General features: G+C 68.9%; 16 protein-coding genes. 8 read left to right on the plus strand and 8 right to left on the minus strand.

The features are described from left to right. The first annotated feature begins 626 nt into the window (after nucleotides 1-626). From gabD to B7D75_RS01315, 3 genes are all read left to right on the plus strand, one after another. The gene (gabD, locus tag B7D75_RS01300) at nucleotides 627-2,078 is read left to right on the plus strand and encodes an NADP-dependent succinate-semialdehyde dehydrogenase (RefSeq protein WP_012073886.1); all 1,452 of its coding nucleotides are present in this window, start codon (nucleotides 627-629) and stop codon (nucleotides 2,076-2,078) included. Nucleotides 2,079-2,322: 244 nt separating this feature from the next. After that, nucleotides 2,323-3,603, plus strand: coding sequence for a 4-aminobutyrate--2-oxoglutarate transaminase (gene gabT / locus B7D75_RS01310; RefSeq protein WP_043100395.1), 1,281 nt, complete (start codon nucleotides 2,323-2,325; stop codon nucleotides 3,601-3,603). A gap of 313 nt (nucleotides 3,604-3,916) precedes the next feature. Beyond that, nucleotides 3,917-5,116: an HDOD domain-containing protein gene (locus B7D75_RS01315; RefSeq protein ID WP_034079322.1), complete on the plus strand. Its 1,200-nt coding sequence runs from the start codon at nucleotides 3,917-3,919 to the stop codon at nucleotides 5,114-5,116. A gap of 245 nt (nucleotides 5,117-5,361) precedes the next feature. Here B7D75_RS01315 and pdxR read toward each other — a convergent pair whose 3' ends face one another. Beyond that, nucleotides 5,362-6,792 (minus strand): MocR-like pyridoxine biosynthesis transcription factor PdxR, encoded by a 1,431-nt coding sequence (gene pdxR / locus B7D75_RS01320; protein WP_107113665.1) that lies wholly within the window; start codon nucleotides 6,790-6,792, stop codon nucleotides 5,362-5,364. 126 nt (nucleotides 6,793-6,918) lie between these two features. Between pdxR and B7D75_RS01325 the strand changes: the two genes are divergently transcribed. Genes B7D75_RS01325 through B7D75_RS01335 form a run of 3 tightly spaced genes read left to right on the plus strand, consistent with a single transcriptional unit; the run spans nucleotide 6,919 to nucleotide 8,088 of the window. After that, nucleotides 6,919-7,356, plus strand: a complete 438-nt coding sequence (locus B7D75_RS01325) for a carboxymuconolactone decarboxylase family protein (RefSeq protein WP_012073890.1) — start codon at nucleotides 6,919-6,921, stop codon at nucleotides 7,354-7,356. An 11-nt stretch (nucleotides 7,357-7,367) separates the two neighbouring features. Beyond that, entirely contained in the window at nucleotides 7,368-7,775 is a 408-nt protein-coding gene (locus B7D75_RS01330; RefSeq protein WP_003154789.1) for a cupin domain-containing protein, read from the plus strand. Nucleotides 7,776-7,803: 28 nt separating this feature from the next. Further along, nucleotides 7,804-8,088, plus strand: a complete 285-nt coding sequence (locus B7D75_RS01335; RefSeq protein WP_107113666.1) for an antibiotic biosynthesis monooxygenase family protein — start codon at nucleotides 7,804-7,806, stop codon at nucleotides 8,086-8,088. Nucleotides 8,089-8,206: 118 nt separating this feature from the next. On the opposite strand, the gene B7D75_RS01340 is transcribed toward B7D75_RS01335, so the two are convergent. Both B7D75_RS01340 and B7D75_RS01345 read right to left on the minus strand, forming a co-directional pair. Beyond that, entirely contained in the window at nucleotides 8,207-8,977 is a 771-nt protein-coding gene (locus tag B7D75_RS01340) for a hypothetical protein (protein ID WP_043100401.1), read from the minus strand. Between the two features lie 110 nt (nucleotides 8,978-9,087). Then, nucleotides 9,088-9,774, minus strand: coding sequence for a Crp/Fnr family transcriptional regulator (locus B7D75_RS01345; RefSeq protein WP_107113667.1), 687 nt, complete (start codon nucleotides 9,772-9,774; stop codon nucleotides 9,088-9,090). 75 nt (nucleotides 9,775-9,849) lie between these two features. Here B7D75_RS01345 and B7D75_RS01350 point away from each other — a divergent pair, with 75 nt between their 5' ends. Beyond that, on the plus strand, nucleotides 9,850-10,365 hold the full coding sequence (locus B7D75_RS01350; RefSeq protein ID WP_058146384.1) for an Mpo1 family 2-hydroxy fatty acid dioxygenase: 516 nt from the start codon (nucleotides 9,850-9,852) through the stop codon (nucleotides 10,363-10,365). Nucleotides 10,366-10,404: 39 nt separating this feature from the next. On the opposite strand, the gene loiP is transcribed toward B7D75_RS01350, so the two are convergent. Further along, complete coding sequence (gene loiP, locus B7D75_RS01355) at nucleotides 10,405-11,163, minus strand: metalloprotease LoiP (RefSeq protein WP_053813217.1); 759 nt, start codon at nucleotides 11,161-11,163, stop codon at nucleotides 10,405-10,407. A 160-nt stretch (nucleotides 11,164-11,323) separates the two neighbouring features. Beyond that, nucleotides 11,324-12,076 carry a sulfite exporter TauE/SafE family protein gene (locus tag B7D75_RS01360; RefSeq protein ID WP_034079314.1) on the minus strand — a complete coding sequence of 251 codons (753 nt, stop codon included), beginning with the start codon at nucleotides 12,074-12,076 and terminating at the stop codon, nucleotides 11,324-11,326. A gap of 94 nt (nucleotides 12,077-12,170) precedes the next feature. Between B7D75_RS01360 and B7D75_RS01365 the strand changes: the two genes are divergently transcribed. Then, nucleotides 12,171-12,869: an ArsR/SmtB family transcription factor gene (locus B7D75_RS01365; RefSeq protein WP_034079313.1), complete on the plus strand. Its 699-nt coding sequence runs from the start codon at nucleotides 12,171-12,173 to the stop codon at nucleotides 12,867-12,869. A gap of 13 nt (nucleotides 12,870-12,882) precedes the next feature. Here the strand turns inward: B7D75_RS01365 and B7D75_RS01370 are convergent, their stop codons facing one another. The 3 genes from B7D75_RS01370 to cysT are packed head-to-tail and all read right to left on the minus strand — an operon-like array spanning nucleotide 12,883 to nucleotide 15,571. Continuing rightward, nucleotides 12,883-13,872, minus strand: coding sequence for a sulfate/molybdate ABC transporter ATP-binding protein (locus B7D75_RS01370; protein WP_034079311.1), 990 nt, complete (start codon nucleotides 13,870-13,872; stop codon nucleotides 12,883-12,885). Nucleotides 13,873-13,875: 3 nt separating this feature from the next. Next, a complete protein-coding gene (gene cysW / locus B7D75_RS01375; protein WP_012073915.1) occupies nucleotides 13,876-14,742 on the minus strand; it encodes a sulfate ABC transporter permease subunit CysW in 867 nt (288 codons plus the stop codon). A gap of 10 nt (nucleotides 14,743-14,752) precedes the next feature. Next, nucleotides 14,753-15,571 carry a sulfate ABC transporter permease subunit CysT gene (cysT, locus tag B7D75_RS01380; RefSeq protein ID WP_003151763.1) on the minus strand — a complete coding sequence of 273 codons (819 nt, stop codon included), beginning with the start codon at nucleotides 15,569-15,571 and terminating at the stop codon, nucleotides 14,753-14,755. Nucleotides 15,572-15,688: the final 117 nt, after the last annotated feature.

Genomic DNA, 15,688 nt, shown 5'->3' on the forward strand with positions numbered 1-15,688 from the left:
CGCCGCGGCTCGCGCGGCAGGGCGCAATCATACGCATCTCGTCCGCGTGCGTCCATCCATGTGTTCACGTTCGTGATTTCGAACGGAAACGACCATCCGTCCGCGATGTGCTCAGCAAAGCAGTGGAATTTTCCGACTTTCGTTGATTTTATCGAACGGGGTATTGCCCTTTGTCAGTGGGGGCCCTAGGATTCGTTTGAGATTTCAAACGCCCCCAAAGCCACAACAATAGGAGACCGGGGAATTGGCTTCAGTTCAGCCGGCCGCGTGCCCCTGGAATGACCTCTTTCTGACCTGCCCGTCGCTCGTCCAGCCTTCCATGCTGTCGGGCCACCGTGGCGCCGGCGTGGCGTTTGCTTCGCAATCCCTTTCCCGCGTGAATCTTTCGTATCCTCCCCGACGTCAGTCGGCGGCCGGCTTCGCTCCTGCCCGCCCGTTGCGCGCGGTGGCCGGCCGGTAGCGGCGGCGCCGCTGGCACAGGGCGAAGGAAATGGAACACCGGGGCGCTGGCCCTCTCGAATAACCAGCAGGCAACACTTTCCGGTTACAACCGAACCAGACAACCAGGCACGCGGGGTAGTCGAGGTAGACCCGCTGCTCACGGCATTCCTCGAAGGAGACAGGTCATGCAACTCAAAGATGCCAAGCTGTTCCGTCAACAAGCGTACATCGATGGCGCCTGGGTGGATGCCGACAGCGGCCAGACCATCAAGGTGAACAACCCGGCCACCGGCGAGATCGTCGGCAGCGTGCCGAAGATGGGGGCCGCCGAGACCCGCCGCGCCATCGAGGCCGCCGACAAGGCGCTGCCGGCCTGGCGCGCGCTGACCGCCAAGGAGCGCGCCAACAAGCTGCGCCGCTGGTTCGACCTGATGATCGAGAACCAGGACGACCTGGCCCGCCTGATGACCATCGAGCAGGGCAAGCCGCTGGCCGAGGCCAAGGGCGAGATCGCCTACGCCGCGTCCTTCCTCGAGTGGTTCGGCGAGGAAGCCAAGCGCATCTACGGCGACACCATCCCCGGCCACCAGCCGGACAAGCGCATCATCGTGATCAAGCAGCCGATCGGTGTCACCGCGGCCATCACCCCGTGGAACTTCCCCTCGGCGATGATCACCCGCAAGGCCGGCCCGGCCCTGGCCGCCGGCTGCACCATGGTGCTCAAGCCCGCCTCGCAGACCCCGTACTCCGCCCTGGCCCTGGCCGAGCTGGCCGAGCGCGCCGGCATTCCGAAGGGTGTGTTCAGCGTGGTCACCGGCAGCGCCGGCGAAGTCGGCGGCGAGCTGACCAGCAACCCGATCGTGCGCAAGCTCACCTTCACCGGTTCCACCGAGATCGGCCGCCAGTTGATGGCCGAGTGCGCCCAGGACATCAAGAAGGTGTCCCTGGAGCTGGGCGGCAACGCGCCGTTCATCGTGTTCGACGATGCCGACCTGGACGCCGCCGTCGAGGGCGCGCTGATTTCCAAGTACCGCAACAACGGCCAGACCTGCGTCTGCGCCAACCGCCTGTACGTGCAGGACGGCGTGTACGACGCCTTCGTCGACAAGCTGAAGGCCGCCGTGGCCAAGCTGAACATCGGCAACGGCCTGGAGGCCGGCGTGACCACCGGTCCGCTGATCGACGCCAAGGCCGTGACCAAGGTCGAGGAACACATCGCCGACGCGGTCTCCAAGGGCGCCAAGGTGGTGTCCGGCGGCAAGCCGCACGCCCTCGGCGGCACCTTCTTCGAGCCGACCATCCTGGTCGACGTGCCGAAGGACGCCCTGGTGTCCAGGGACGAGACCTTCGGCCCGCTGGCGCCGGTGTTCCGCTTCAAGGACGAGGCCGAGGTCATCGCCATGTCCAACGACACCGAGTTCGGCCTGGCTTCCTACTTCTACGCCCGCGACCTGGCCCGCGTGTTCCGCGTCGCCGAGCAGCTGGAATACGGCATGGTCGGCATCAACACCGGCCTGATCTCCAACGAAGTGGCGCCGTTCGGCGGCATCAAGGCCTCGGGCCTGGGCCGCGAAGGTTCCAAGTACGGGATCGAGGACTACCTCGAGATCAAGTACCTCTGCCTGGGCGGTATCTGAGCCCGGCGAGGCACCTATCCGGAGGGGCCGGACGGCAGGCAAGAGCTGCGCCGTCCGGTGTCGACGTTGCCGGTGGTGGCACCGGACGAACCGGGAGCCGCGGTCGCCGATCGCGAAGCGGCTCCGAGCCCTGGCGGGCCTGCAAGTCCCGAGGCAGTCGATCATCGTATGCTGCCTTGGGGAGCTTCCTTCCCGCCTTCATCCTTTGACCCGGCCGACCCGATGAGCGGCCACTGAGGAAGCCATGAGCAAGACCAACGAATCCCTGCTGAAGCGTCGCCAGGCCGCGGTACCCCGCGGCGTGGGCCAGATCCACCCGGTCGTCGCCGAGCGCGCCGAGAACTCCACCGTCTGGGACGTGGAAGGCCGCGAGTACATCGACTTCGCCGGCGGCATCGCCGTACTGAACACCGGCCACCTGCATCCGAAGGTGATCGCCGCGGTCCAGGAACAGCTGGGCAAGCTGTCCCACACCTGCTTCCAGGTGCTGGCCTACGAGCCCTACATCGAGCTGGCCGAGGAAATCGCCAAGCGCGTGCCGGGCGACTTCCCGAAGAAGACCCTGCTGGTGACTTCCGGCTCCGAGGCCGTCGAGAACGCCGTCAAGATCGCCCGCGCCGCCACCGGTCGCGCTGGCGTGATCGCCTTCACCGGCGCCTACCACGGCCGCACCATGATGACCCTGGGCCTGACCGGCAAGGTGGTCCCGTACTCCGCCGGCATGGGCCTGATGCCGGGCGGCATCTTCCGCGCCCTGGCGCCCTGTGAGCTGCACGGCGTGAGCGAGGACGACTCCATCGCCAGCATCGAGCGCATCTTCAAGAACGATGCCCAGCCCCAGGACATCGCCGCGATCATCATCGAGCCGGTGCAGGGCGAGGGTGGCTTCTACGTCAACTCCAAGTCCTTCATGCAGCGCCTGCGCGCCCTGTGCGACCAGCACGGGATCCTGCTGATCGCCGACGAAGTGCAGACCGGCGCCGGCCGTACCGGCACCTTCTTCGCTACCGAGCAACTGGGCATCGTTCCTGACCTGACCACCTTCGCCAAGTCGGTCGGCGGCGGCTTCCCGATCTCCGGCGTGGCCGGCAAGGCCGAGATCATGGACGCCATCGCTCCCGGCGGCCTGGGCGGCACCTATGCCGGCAGCCCGATCGCCTGCGCCGCGGCTCTGGCCGTGCTGAAGGTGTTCGAGGAAGAGAAGCTGCTGGAACGTTCGCAAGCCGTCGGCGAGCGCCTGAAGGTCGGCCTGCGCGAAATCCAGGCCAAGCACAAGGTGATCGGCGATGTCCGTGGCCTGGGTTCGATGGTGGCCATCGAGCTCTTCGAGGGCGGCGACACCCACAAGCCGGCCGCCGAGCTGGTCAGCAAGATCGTCGTGCGCGCGCGTGAGAAGGGTCTGATCCTGCTCTCCTGCGGCACCTACTACAACGTCATCCGCTTCCTGATGCCCGTCACCATCCCCGACGCGCAACTGGAGAAGGGCCTGGCCATCCTGGCCGAGTGCTTCGACGAACTCGCTTAAGCTTCACCGGCAAAGCGATACCCCCGAGGCCCGCGCGTCCGCGCGGGCCTTTCTTTCAGAGGCTTCACGGAAACGGAAGCCTCTTTTTTCTGCCAGGGTTTCTTCGCGAAATACCCGACGGACGGTTCCCTCCTGCTACTCTTGCGCGTCTGGCGCCTCTGCCTTCGCGAGCGTGCCGTCCGAGCTATTTAGGACGGGTCCTAGAGTCGGCCCGCGCTCGTCCGTCATACCGTTATGCGCCCGCGGGTGTCGTCGCCCGCCCCGTCACGCCTGGCGAGGCCCGGCCGGCCCACCAGGATCGAAGAGGAAAGCCATGAGCGCCGCGAAGAAGGCCCCCGTCATCCTGATCGCCGACCCGGACCCCTGGAGTCGCGACCTGCTCGGCCAACTGGTCCTCAGCGTGCGCTGCGATGCCCGCCTGGTCCTCTGTGGCGACGGCGGCGAGGCGCTGGAGCACTGTCGGCGCCGGAGCTTCGCGCTGGTCCTGGCCGAATCGAACCTGCCGCAGGTCGACGGCTTCGAGCTGCTGCGCGAGGCGCGCCTGCGGCGGCCAGTCGCCGAGCAGCCGTTCATTCTCATCAGCGACCGTGCCGACCAGGCCAGCGTGCGTGCCGCCGTGGCGCTGGCGCCGACCGCCTACCTGGTCAAGCCGTTCCAGGCCGGGAACCTTCTGCAACGCCTGCGCGGTCTGTTGCTCAAGGACGACGAAGTGATTGCCTGTCCGCTGCCCGAAGTGACACCGGAAGAGGATCTGCTCGCCTTCCTCGAGCATGCCCGGGATGCCACCGAGGGCGCGCCGCTGCTGGCCGATGTCCGCGCGGCCAGTGACCGCTGCCTGGGCGCCGAGGAGCAGCCGCTGCGGGTGCTGGAGGACGAGTTCGGGCGCGATCCGCAGATCACCGCCGGGCTGATCGCCGCTGCCAACAGTGCCGCGCGGCATGTCGGACCGCCCTGCCAGACCCTGGGCCAGGCCCTGAGGCGGCTGGGCCTCGGACACAGCCTGAACCTGGTGCTCGGCTTCAGCCTGCAGCGCGCCATCCAGCTCGACGAGCCGCTGCTGGCGGCGCGTGCGCTGCAGTTCTGGGAACTGTCCCAGCGTTGCGCGGATATCGCCTGGGAACTGGCCGACGCCCTGGGGGCCGATGTCGAGCGCTGCTATACCGCGGGCCTGCTGCATCGGCTCGGTGACCTCGCGTTGTTGCGCACCCTGCAGGACTGGTGCGATGGCGGCGGTGCGCTGGACGAGGCGCGACTGGACGAAGCGCTGGGGCGCTTCGGCGCCAGCTTCGGTTCGGCCCTGCGGGCGCGCTGGCGCCTGCCGCTGGAGCTGCGCCGGCTGATCGCCGCGGCGTACCAGTTCGGTGGCGTGCTGTCGCGCGAGGAGCTGATCCTCAGCCTGGCGACCCAGGCCGCCAGCCTGCCCGAAGCGGAAACCGGACAACTGGCCGACAGCAAGGCCGCGCGCATGCTCGGGCTGGATGGCGAACGGCTGGTGAAGCTGTTGCAGCCCTGAGTCCTTCCTGCCGGCCTGGTCGGCGGTCATCCTGCTACCCGCATCGCGCATCGCGCATCGCGCATCGCCACGCGATGCATCGTTCCGCTCATCGGGCCTGGTCCCCCACTGGCAGCCAACCACGAGCTGCGCCATCGGCGCGGGCCGAGAGACTCCGGCGTTCTCGCCGCTCCGGGAGCATGTCCGCGGTCCCGGCGTGCGCGCCGCCGAGCGGGTGGCCGCAGGCATGCGGGAGCGCCTGCGCTCTATCCGCCGCTGCGTTGCAGTTCGGCGCGCAGCAGGTCCAGCGCCGGGTCGATGTCGTCGCATTCGATGCAGCCGAAGCCGAACAGGAATCCGGCCTGTGGCGGGGTTTCCGCGTAGAAGGGTGGCAGGGTGCCGACCTCCAGGCCCTGCTGGCGCAGGTGGCGGGCGATGCGGTCGACATCCAGCGGCTCGCGGCAGCGCGCCGCGAGGTGGATCCCGGCCACTGCCGGCAGGGCCTCGAGCCAGGGCTCCAGGTCACCCCGCAGGCGTTCCAGCAGGCGGTCGCGGCGTTGCGCGTATTCGCGCTGCAAACGCCGGGTGTGGCGGGCGAAGTCGCCACGCTGGATGAACAGCGCGAGGGCGCGCTGCTGGAGGGTCTCGCTGTGCCGGTCGACCAGCTTGCGCGCCGCCAGCACGGCTTCGCGCAGGCTCGCCGGCGGCAGCAGGTAGCCCAGGCGCAGCTCGGGGAACAGGGTCTTGGAGAACGTCCCGAGGTAGGCCACCTGGCCGTGGCGGTCGAGGCTGCGCAGCGACTCCAGCGAGCGCCCGTCGAAGCGGTACTCGCTGTCGTAGTCGTCCTCGATGATCAGCGCGCGTTGGCGCTGTGCCCAATCCAGCAGTTGCAGGCGGCGCTCCAGGCTCATCGGCATGCCCAGCGGGAACTGGTGCGAGGGGGTGACATAGACCAGCTTGGCGTTGTCCGGCAGCAGGTCGACCCGCAGCCCCTCGGCGTCCACCGACACTCCGCGCACTTCGGCGCCGGTGGCCAGCAGGCTGGCGCGGGCCGGCGGGTAGCCGGGCTCCTCGACCACCGCCAGGTCGCCGGGCTCGAGCATCACCCGGGCCAGCAGGTCGAGGCCCTGCTGGGCGCCCTGGGTGATCATCAGGGCGTTCCAGTCGCACTGCACGGCGCGGCTGATCGCCAGGTAGCGGGAGGTGGCCAGGCGCAGCTCGGGATCGCCCTCGGTGTCCTTGTAGAACGCCGGGGTCCGCTGTTGCAGGCGCAGCGCCTGGAGCACGCAGGTGCGCCAGGCGTCGAAGGGGAAGCGGCGCTTGTCGGTGGTGCCGCCGGCGAAGCTGTAGCGCAGCGCCGGACGCTGGTCCATCAGCCCGGATTGCGGCTCGATCCGCGCCCAGCGCGCGGCCGGTCGCAGCGGACCCTCGGCGCCGGCGGGCGGCTGCTGCTGGGCGAGGCCGCGGGCGACGAAGGTGCCATTGCCTACCCGGCCTTCGAGGAAACCCTCGCTGGCCAGTCGCTCGTAGGCTTCGCTGACGGTCTTGCGCGACACCTCCAGGCGCTCGGCGAGGTAGCGCGTCGGCGGCAGGCGGTCGCCGGTGGCCAGGCGCCCGCGCAGGATGGCGTCGCGCAGCTGGCGGTAGAGCTGGCCGACCAGGTCGTGGCGGCCGTCGAGGGTCAGTTGCAGTTCCATGGCGGGATTGGCTACCTGGTATTTCTGGTGATTGGCTCTTCGTGGGAGCCAAAGGCAGGCTTAGTGTTACCCCATGCCGCGCCGCTTTCCACTGCCGCGGCGCCCTTTCAACCAAGGAGATTCGCCATGACCACCCGCCTCGAATGGGCCAAGGCCGCGCCCGACGCCTACACCGCCATGCTCGGCCTGGAGAAGGCCCTGGCCAAGGCCAGCCTGGAGCGTCCGCTGATCGAACTGGTCTACCTGCGCACCTCGCAGATCAACGGCTGCGCCTACTGCGTGAACATGCACGCCAACGACGCGCGCAAGGCCGGCGAGACCGAGCAGCGCCTGCAGGCGCTCTGCGTCTGGCAGGAAACCCCGTACTTCACCCCACGCGAGCGCGCCGCCCTGGCCTGGACCGAGCAACTCGCCCGCCTCAGCCAGGGCCCGCTGCCGCATGCCCTGCTCGACGAACTGCGCGAGCACTTCGACGACAGGGAAATCGCCGAGCTGACCCTGGCGGTCTCGGCCATCAACGCCTGGAACCGCTTCGGCGTGGGCATGGGCATGCAACCGGAGTGAGGTGAACCGCGATGAGACTGTCCCGAACGTTCGCCTGCCTGCTGTGCGCGGCGCTGCCGGCCCTGGCCGCGGCCCATGATGCGGAAAAGGTCGTGACCCTGCGCGACCAGCCGCTGGCGGAGCCGCCCGGCTATCGCGGATTGATGCTGACCGTGTCGTTCAAGCCCGGCCAGGTGTCGGCGCCGCACGTGCACCCCGGCCCGGTGTTCGTCTACGTCCTCGAAGGCACCGTTCAGACGCAGCTGGAAGGTGGTCCGGTGGAGACCTATACGGTCGGCCAGAGCTGGTACGAACCGGCCAACGTGGCGCACGTGCTGGCGCGCAACCCCGACCCGATGAAGCCGGCCAAGCTGCTGGTCTGGGAACTGCTCAAGGACGGCGAGCCGGTCCTGAAGCCCCTGTCGCCCGGCGCCCACTGAGGCGCCGCACCCCGGAGGAAATGCCGACATGAGCGCCAGCCAGGTGTTTCGCATCCGTGCGCGCAAGGGCCAGTCCGACCGTCTCGGCCTGCGCCTGCGGCAATTGTCCGGACCGGGGCGGGAGGCGCCGGGATGTCTGGACTTCCAGGTGCGCAGGGATGCGCTCGAAGCGGACGTCTGGCTGATCCGCAGCCAGTGGCGGGAGCCGCAGCAGATGCTCGACTACCTCTGCGGCGAGATCCAGCAGGTGTTCGCCGAGGTGCTCTGGCGCTCGCTGGCGGCGAGCCTGGAAGTCCGCGACGAGGAAGGCTAGAGCAAACCTGCTCGGCGCAGACAGATGAGTATCTGTTCGCGCAGCCAGAGGTTCGCCGGGTCCTGGTCGGCGCCGTGTGGCGAGCGGCGAGGTTATCCGCCCAGCGCGGCAGACCCTCTCACTCCGCGCTCAAGCGCATCAGGCTGTCGCTCAGGGCCCGCGCGTGGCGGTCGACGATGATCGGGGCCCAGGGCCTGCCGGAAGCGCTGACCAGCGCGCTGCTCTTGCTGTTCAGGTCGCGCAGGGCCTGGCTCAGGTACTCCCAGCGGTTCTCCAGTTTCTTCAGCCCCGCCGGGTTGGCGCTGTTCGCCACCAGCAGGGCGATGCGCCGGTCGATCAGCGGGACCAGCACGCTCTCGTCCTGGCCGAGATAGTCCCGGGGCTGCTCGCGGGCGATCTCCAGCCCGCCCAGGTAGGCGCGCGCGAGGTATTGCAGGGACAGGTACTCGACCCGCGCCGGCAACTGCCAGAGCGGCAGGGGCTGCCCAGGCGGAGTCGGCGGCACCTGGCGCTCCACCAGGTTGAGGAAGTCACGCAGGGCGCGACTCAGTTGCTGCGGGTAGCGCCAGGGCAGGTCCTCTTCGCGGGGACCGTAGGCCGCGCCTTCTCGGATACGCGCCACCAGGGCCTTTTCGCCCTGCCGCAGGAGCACTCCCTCGGGGGCGGCGGCGAGCGCCCGGTCGAGGCTGGCGAGGTCCTTCTCCAGTTGCGCCGCGTGCTGTTCCTGGAAACCTTCGCCGCGCAGCAGCAACAGGCTGCCCACCACGCGACAGGCCTGGACCTGCAGTTGTTGCAGGGCGCGTTGCTGGTCGTCGAGGGCGGCGCGCGCCGGCAGTGTCGACAGCAGGCAGCAGAGGCAGAGCAAAGCGGACAGCGCGAGGCGGGGCATGGGGAGATCCTGTTGTTGTCGTTATGGATATCCGCACCGGGGGCAGGTGTCCTGCACACGGTAGCCGGTCACGGCGCGCCTGCAAGCGTTCGAAAGTGTGATTCGCGCGCTCAGCCGTGGCTGGCGGCGCGCAGGCCGGCGAGATCGAGGATCTCGATGCCGCCATAGCTGAGCTGGAGGATGCCCTGGGCCTCGAGATCCTTGAGGATCTGGTTGGTGGTCTGCCGCGACAGCGACAGCATCAGCGCCAGTTGTTCCTGTGGCAGGTGCAGGATCTGCCGGCTGCGGCTGTTGTCGTAGCCCTCGGCAAGCATCAGCAGGCGTCGGGCCAGGCGTTGCGCGGCCGGCAGCAGGGCCATTTCCTCGAGGGCGATGAACGCCAGGCGCAGCTTGTGGCTCATCAGCAGGGCCATGTCGCGCCAGTAGCGCGGCTCGCGCCGGAGCAGCTCGAGCAATGCCGCCTGCGGCACCTGCAGCAGTTCGGTGGGACCTTCGGCGTAGGCGTCGTGGGTGCGCGCCTGGCCGTCGAACAGGGCGATCTCGCCGAACCAGTGCGGCGGCTCCACCAGGATCAGCAGCGCCTCCTTGCCGTTCTCGCTGACCGCGCTGATGCGGATCGCCCCCTCGACCACGCAGTACAGTCCGCAGGGGGCGTCGCCGCGCGCGAACAGGCGTTGCCCGGGCGGCAGCTGGCGCGGCTGGGCGAGCGCCAGCAGGTGCGTCTGCAGGGCTTCCGGCAAGCCCTGGAACCAGCGGCCGGCCTGGAGCTGCGAGCGGTAGTCGGTATGCGCGTTCATGTTTGTCGTCTAGCTGACAGAGTGAGGAAGCGGGCAGGCGCGATGATGCGAAGACCCTGGCGTGAGACCACAACAATGAAAACCCTAGTCGATCACCTTGCGCAATACGCTGCCTACCACCGCGACCGGCGCAATATCCTCAGCCACTTCATCGGCATTCCGATGATCGTCCTCTCCATCGCCGTGTTGCTGGCGCGACCGTCGCCGGGCTTCGGCCTGTCGCCGGCATCCCTGCTGGCGCTCGCCGCGGTGCTGTTCTACCTGCGCCTGGACCTGCGCTTCGGCGCGACCATGGCTGCGCTGCTGGCGCTGACGGTATGGAGCGGCGCGCAGCTGGCGGCGGGCAGCACCGCGGCCTGGCTGGGCTGGGGCATCGGTCTGTTCGTGGTCGGCTGGATCATCCAGTTCGTCGGCCACTACTACGAGGGACGCAAGCCGGCCTTCGTCGACGACCTGAGCGGGCTGATCATCGGCCCGCTCTTCGTGCTGGCGGAACTGGCCTTTCTGCTGGGCCTGCGCGGCGAGGTGCAGCGCGAGGTCGAGGAGCGCGCCGGGCCGACCTGCATCCGCGAGCGCAAGCGGGCGGCGTGAGGTGGTCTCCCGCGAGCGCGGGAGACCGGGTCCGGAGCGTTACTTGCGATCCGCGGCGATGCGCTGGCGGATATGATCGGCGCGCGCCTGGGAGCCCGGGTGCGAATCGAACATGCTGCTGTCGCCGCCGCCCAGCCTGGCCAGCTTCTCGAAAGCGGTGACCAGGCCCTGGGGATTCACCCCGCGCTTCTTCAGCAGTTCGTAGGAGAAATCGTCGGCGTCGGATTCCTGCGACTGGGAGAACTGCGCGTTGATCAGCGACTCGGTGAGCTCGCCCAGCTGCGAGCCGGACAGGGCGGCCAGCGTGCCGCTCTTCGAGGCGCCGGCGGCGCCGCGCACCGCGGCTGCCGCATAGGCGGCCTGGGCGGCCTTGCGGGTGTGGCCGAGGGCGACGTGGCCCATTTCGTGGCCGAGCACGCCTTCGATCTCGTTGTCGCTCATCAGCTCCATCAGCCCGCTGTAGACGCGGATGCAGCCGTTGGCCATGGCCCAGGCGTTGACGTCCTCGGTGAGGTAGACCTTGTAGTTCACCGGCACGCCGTCGATCTGGTCGCCCAGGGCCTTGGCGATCTTGTCCAGGCGCTGGCCATACTTGCTGTTGGCCGGGGCGATGCGGTTCTGCTGGTCGGACTCGGCGCAGGCCTGGTCGGCGACCTGGCGGACCTCGGCGTCGCTCAGGGTGGCGGCCTTCATCGCCATCATGCCGTGCTGCATCAGATCCTGCTGGGACAGGTTCTGGCAGCCGGCCAGGGCGGCGCAGGCGAGGGCCAGGGCGGAAAGGGAAAGGCGGGTGTTCATCGTGTGCTCCTTGCTTGAAGTGGCGTTCCGTGCCGGACGGGCGTGTTCCGCCCGCTGCCGCGTGCCCGTCAGGGCCCCGCGCGGCGGCGGATGATAGCGGTTCGCGCCGTTCGTCGGAAGTGCCTGGAGGGTCGCAGGAGCGTTCCGGCGCGAAGCTGGCTCAGTGGAAGCCGCGCCAGGCCAGGTCGGCGCCCAGCAGCAGGAGGCCGACGAAGAAGCAGCGCCTGAACAGCGTCGCGCTGATCCGCTGGCGCAGCCACTGGCCGAGGAGCATCCCGCCCAGCGCCGGGACCAGGGTCAGCAGGGAGGCGCCGAGCATCTGCGGTTCGAGCAGGTCGCCGTGCACGCCGAGGGTGACCGCCAGGGCCAGGGTCGAGGCGCTGAACGACAGGCCGAGGGCCTGGACCAGTTCGTCGCGCTGCAGTCCCAGGGCGCCGAGATAGGGCACCGCGGGAATCACGAAGACCCCGGTGACCGCCGTCAGCGCTCCGGTCGCCAGGCCCACCAGCGGGCCGACCCAGCGCTCGTGGCGCGCCGGCAGATGCAGGGCGATCGCCGCCAGGCCGAGCAGCGCGTAGACCACCAGGGCCAGGCCGAGCACGCCGGTGGCCTGCCGTGGCGCGTCGCCGCCGAGCCAGGCGCCGACCAGCAGGGTGCCCACGACCACCCCGAGGAGCATGCCGGCCAGGCGCTTCATCAGGCCGAGGAAGCTCGGGCCGCAGGCGAGTTGCCAGAGGTTGGTCACCATCGACGGCACGATCAGCAACGCCGCCGCCTGCATCGGCGGCATGGCCAGGCCGAGCAGGCCCACCGAGACCGTCGGCAGGCCGAGCCCGACCACGCCCTTGACGAAGCCGGCGAGGAGGAAGGTCAGGGCGATCAGCGGGATCAGGGCGTGGAGGTCGACGGACATGCGGGCTTTTCCTTGTCTCGGGGCTGGCGCGAGCGGGCGATGGCGGCCAGTATCTCCCGACGTCGAGAGGGAATGTTTCATCCGGAGGTGAAGCATGCAATTCAATCCCGGTTTCAGTTCGCTGGCGGCGCTGCTCGCCGATCCCGGCCGCGCGCAGATGATCTGGGCTCTGATGGATGGCAGCGCCCGCCCGGCCAGCGAGCTGGCGCTGCTGGCAGGCGTCTCGCCGTCCTCCGCCAGCGGCCACCTGGGACGGCTGGTCGAGGGCGGCGTGCTGAGCCTGGAGGCGCGCGGGCGCAATCGCTTCTATCGCCTGGCCGGGCCGGAAGTGGGACAGGCGGTGGAAGCGCTGGCCAGCGCCTCCCTGGCCCTGCAGCCGCAGCGGCGCAGCCTGCCGCCGAGCCACGGCACGCCGTCGGCGTTGCGCGAGGCGCGGACCTGCTACGACCACCTGGCCGGCGAACTCTCGGTCGGTGTGTTCGCACGGATGCTGGATGCCGGCTGGATCGAGCAGGAGGGCAGGACGGTGCGCCTGAGCGCGACCGGCGAGGCCGGGCTGGCCGGGTTGGGTATCGACCTGGTGGAGGTCCGCCGCCGCCGTCGGCAGTTCGCCTGCGCCTGCCCCGACTGGAGCGAGCGCAAGCCGCACCTCGGCGGCGCGCTGGGGGCTGCGTTGCTGGAGGCCTGTCTGCGCCAGGGCTGGTTGCGACCTCAGGACGGCTCGCGGGCGCTGCGCGTGTCGCCGAAGGGCCGCGCGGGGTTGCGCGGCCTGGCGGAACGCACGGCGGGCTGAGCCCGCCGCCGGTTCAGAGGTTGGCCACCGGCTGGAAGGCCTTCGGCTTGAAGTAGAGGGTCTCGCCGCGGGCGAGGCCGGCCAGGCTGTCGTGGTCCTTCACCACTTCGGCCTCGATCAGCTCGTCCTGGCCCTCGACTTTCAGCGTCACCCGGGTGATGGCGCCCAGCGGACGGATGTCGCGGACCTCGGCGGCGCGGTGCTCGGCCACCGCGGAACGCGACAGCGAGACTTCGTGCGGGCGGAACAGCAGGTGCTGGTCGTCTCCCAGTTGCAGGCGGTTGGAGTCGCCGAGGAAGTGGTAGACGAAGTCACTGGCCGGATTCTCGTAGACCTCGCCGGGCGAGCCGATCTGCTCGATCACGCCCTTGTTCATCACCACGATGCGATCGGCGACTTCCATCGCTTCTTCCTGGTCATGGGTGACGAACACCGAGGTCAGGTTGATCTCCTCGTGCAGGCGCGCCAGCCAGCGGCGCAGCTCCTTGCGGACCTTGGCGTCGAGGGCGCCGAAGGGTTCGTCGAGGAGCAGGATCTTCGGCTCCACCGCCAGCGCGCGGGCCAGGGCGATACGCTGCCGCTGGCCGCCGGAGAGCTGCTCGGGGTAGCGGTCGGCGAGCCAGTCGAGCTGCACCATGCTGAGCAGCTCGTGGACCTTGGCCTTGATCGCCGACTCGCCCGGCCGCTCGCCCTTGGGTTTCATGCGCAGGCCGAAGGCGACGTTGTCGAACACCGTCATGTGGCGGAACAGCGCGTAGTGCTGGAAGACGAAGCCGACGTTGCGGTCGCGCACGTCGTGCTGCGAGACGTCCTCGCCGTGGAACACGATGTTGCCGGCGTCCGGGGTTTCCAGCCCGGCGATGATCCGCAGCAGGGTGGTCTTGCCGCAGCCGGAGGGGCCGAGCAGGGCGACCAGCTCGCCGCTCTGGATGTCCAGGTTGATGGCGTCCAGGGCCTTGAAGGCATTGAAGTTCTTGCTGACGTTACGGATTTCGATGCTCATGCTTCATTCCTCGTCAGCATTGCTTTTCAGTCGGGACATGCGGGATTCGCTCCACTGCTTGAGCAGAAGGATGACCAGCGCCATCAGCAGCAACAGGCTGGCGACGCTGAAGGCGGCGACGTGGTTGTATTCGTTGTAGAGGATCTCGACGTGCAGCGGCAGGGTGTTGGTGACGCCGCGGATGTGCCCGGAGACCACCGACACCGCGCCGAACTCGCCCATCGCCCGCGCGGTGCAGAGCACCACGCCGTAGATCAGGCCCCACTTGATGTTCGGCAGGGTCACGTGCCAGAACATCTGCCAGCCGTTGGCGCCGAGCAGGCGCGCGGCCTCCTCTTCCTGGGTACCCTGTTCCTGCATCAGCGGGATCAGCTCGCGGGCGACGAAGGGCACGGTGACGAAAAGGGTCGCCAGGACGATGCCGGGCACCGCGAAGACGATCTGGATGTCGTGCTCGCTCAGCCATTCGCCGAAGTAGCCCTGGGCGCCGAACAGCAGCACGTAGATCAGGCCGGCGATCACCGGCGAGACCGAGAACGGCAGGTCGATCAGGGTCACCAGGATGCTCTTGCCGCGGAACTCGAACTTGCTCACGCACCAGGCGGCGGCGACGCCGAACAGCAGGTTCAGCGGTACCGAGATGGCCACGGCGAGCAGGGTCAGCTTCAGCGCGGCCAGCGCGTCGGGTTCGAGGATCGCCTCGAAGAAGGTGCCGAAGCCCTGCTTCAGCGCCTCGCTCAGCACCACGTAGAGCGGCAGCAGGAGGAACAGGGCGAACACCAGCCAGGCCAGGACGATCAGGGTGAGGCGGCCGCCGGCGTGGCCCCGGCGGGCGCTGGCGGTCGCAGCGGAAATGCTTGCACTGGACATGGCGCCCTCCTTACGGGGTTTCGATGCGGCGCTGCAGCAGGTTGATCAGCAGCAGCAGGATGAAGGAAACCACCAGCATCAGCACGCCGATGGCGGTGGCGCCGGTGTAGTCGTACTGGTCCAGCTTGACCATGATCAGCAGCGGCAGGATCTCGGTCTTCATCGGCATGTTGCCGGCGATGAAGATCACCGAGCCGTACTCGCCGACGCCACGGGCGAAGGCCAGGGCGAAGCCGGTCAGCCAGGCCGGCAGCAGCGCCGGCACGAGGATGTGGCGGAACACCTGCAGCGGCCGGGCGCCCAGGCAGGCGGCGGCTTCCTCGACTTCCTTGGGAATGTCGGCGAGCACCGGCTGCACCGTGCGGACCACGAACGGCAGGGTCACGAAGGTCAGCGCCAGGGTGATCCCCAGCGGGGTATAGGCGATCTTGAAACCGAGGTCGCTGGCGAACTGGCCGACCAGGCCGGCCGGCGCGTAGAGCGCGGTGAGGGCGATGCCGGCGACGGCGGTGGGCAGGGCGAACGGCAGGTCGATCATGGCGTCGATGATCTTCCGTCCGGGGAATTCGTAGCGCACCAGGACCCAGGCCAGCAGCGTGCCGATCAGGCCGTTGAGCACGGCGGCGGCGAGCGCGGTGCCGAAGCTCAGCTTGAGCGCGGCGAGCACCCGCGGCGCGCTGACGATGGCCCAGAATTGCTCCCAGCTGAGCTGGGTGGTCTTGAGGAACATGGCCCCCAGCGGGATCAGGACCAGCAGGCTGAGGTACACCAGGGTGTATCCCAGGGTCAGCCCGAAGCCGGGTATGACCGGGGAAATGCGTCGTGACATGTTCTGTCCTTACTCTGCGTTGGAACGCTTGGTGGCTCTCCCGGTGCCGGATCCTTCCGGTCGCGGCCCGGTATGGGACCGGCCGTCCGGGAGCGTGTGGGAGAAGGGCCGAGGTAC

The sequence above is a fragment of the Pseudomonas paraeruginosa genome, from assembly GCF_003025345.2.
GTDB classification, from domain to species: Bacteria; Pseudomonadota; Gammaproteobacteria; order Pseudomonadales; family Pseudomonadaceae; genus Pseudomonas; species Pseudomonas paraeruginosa.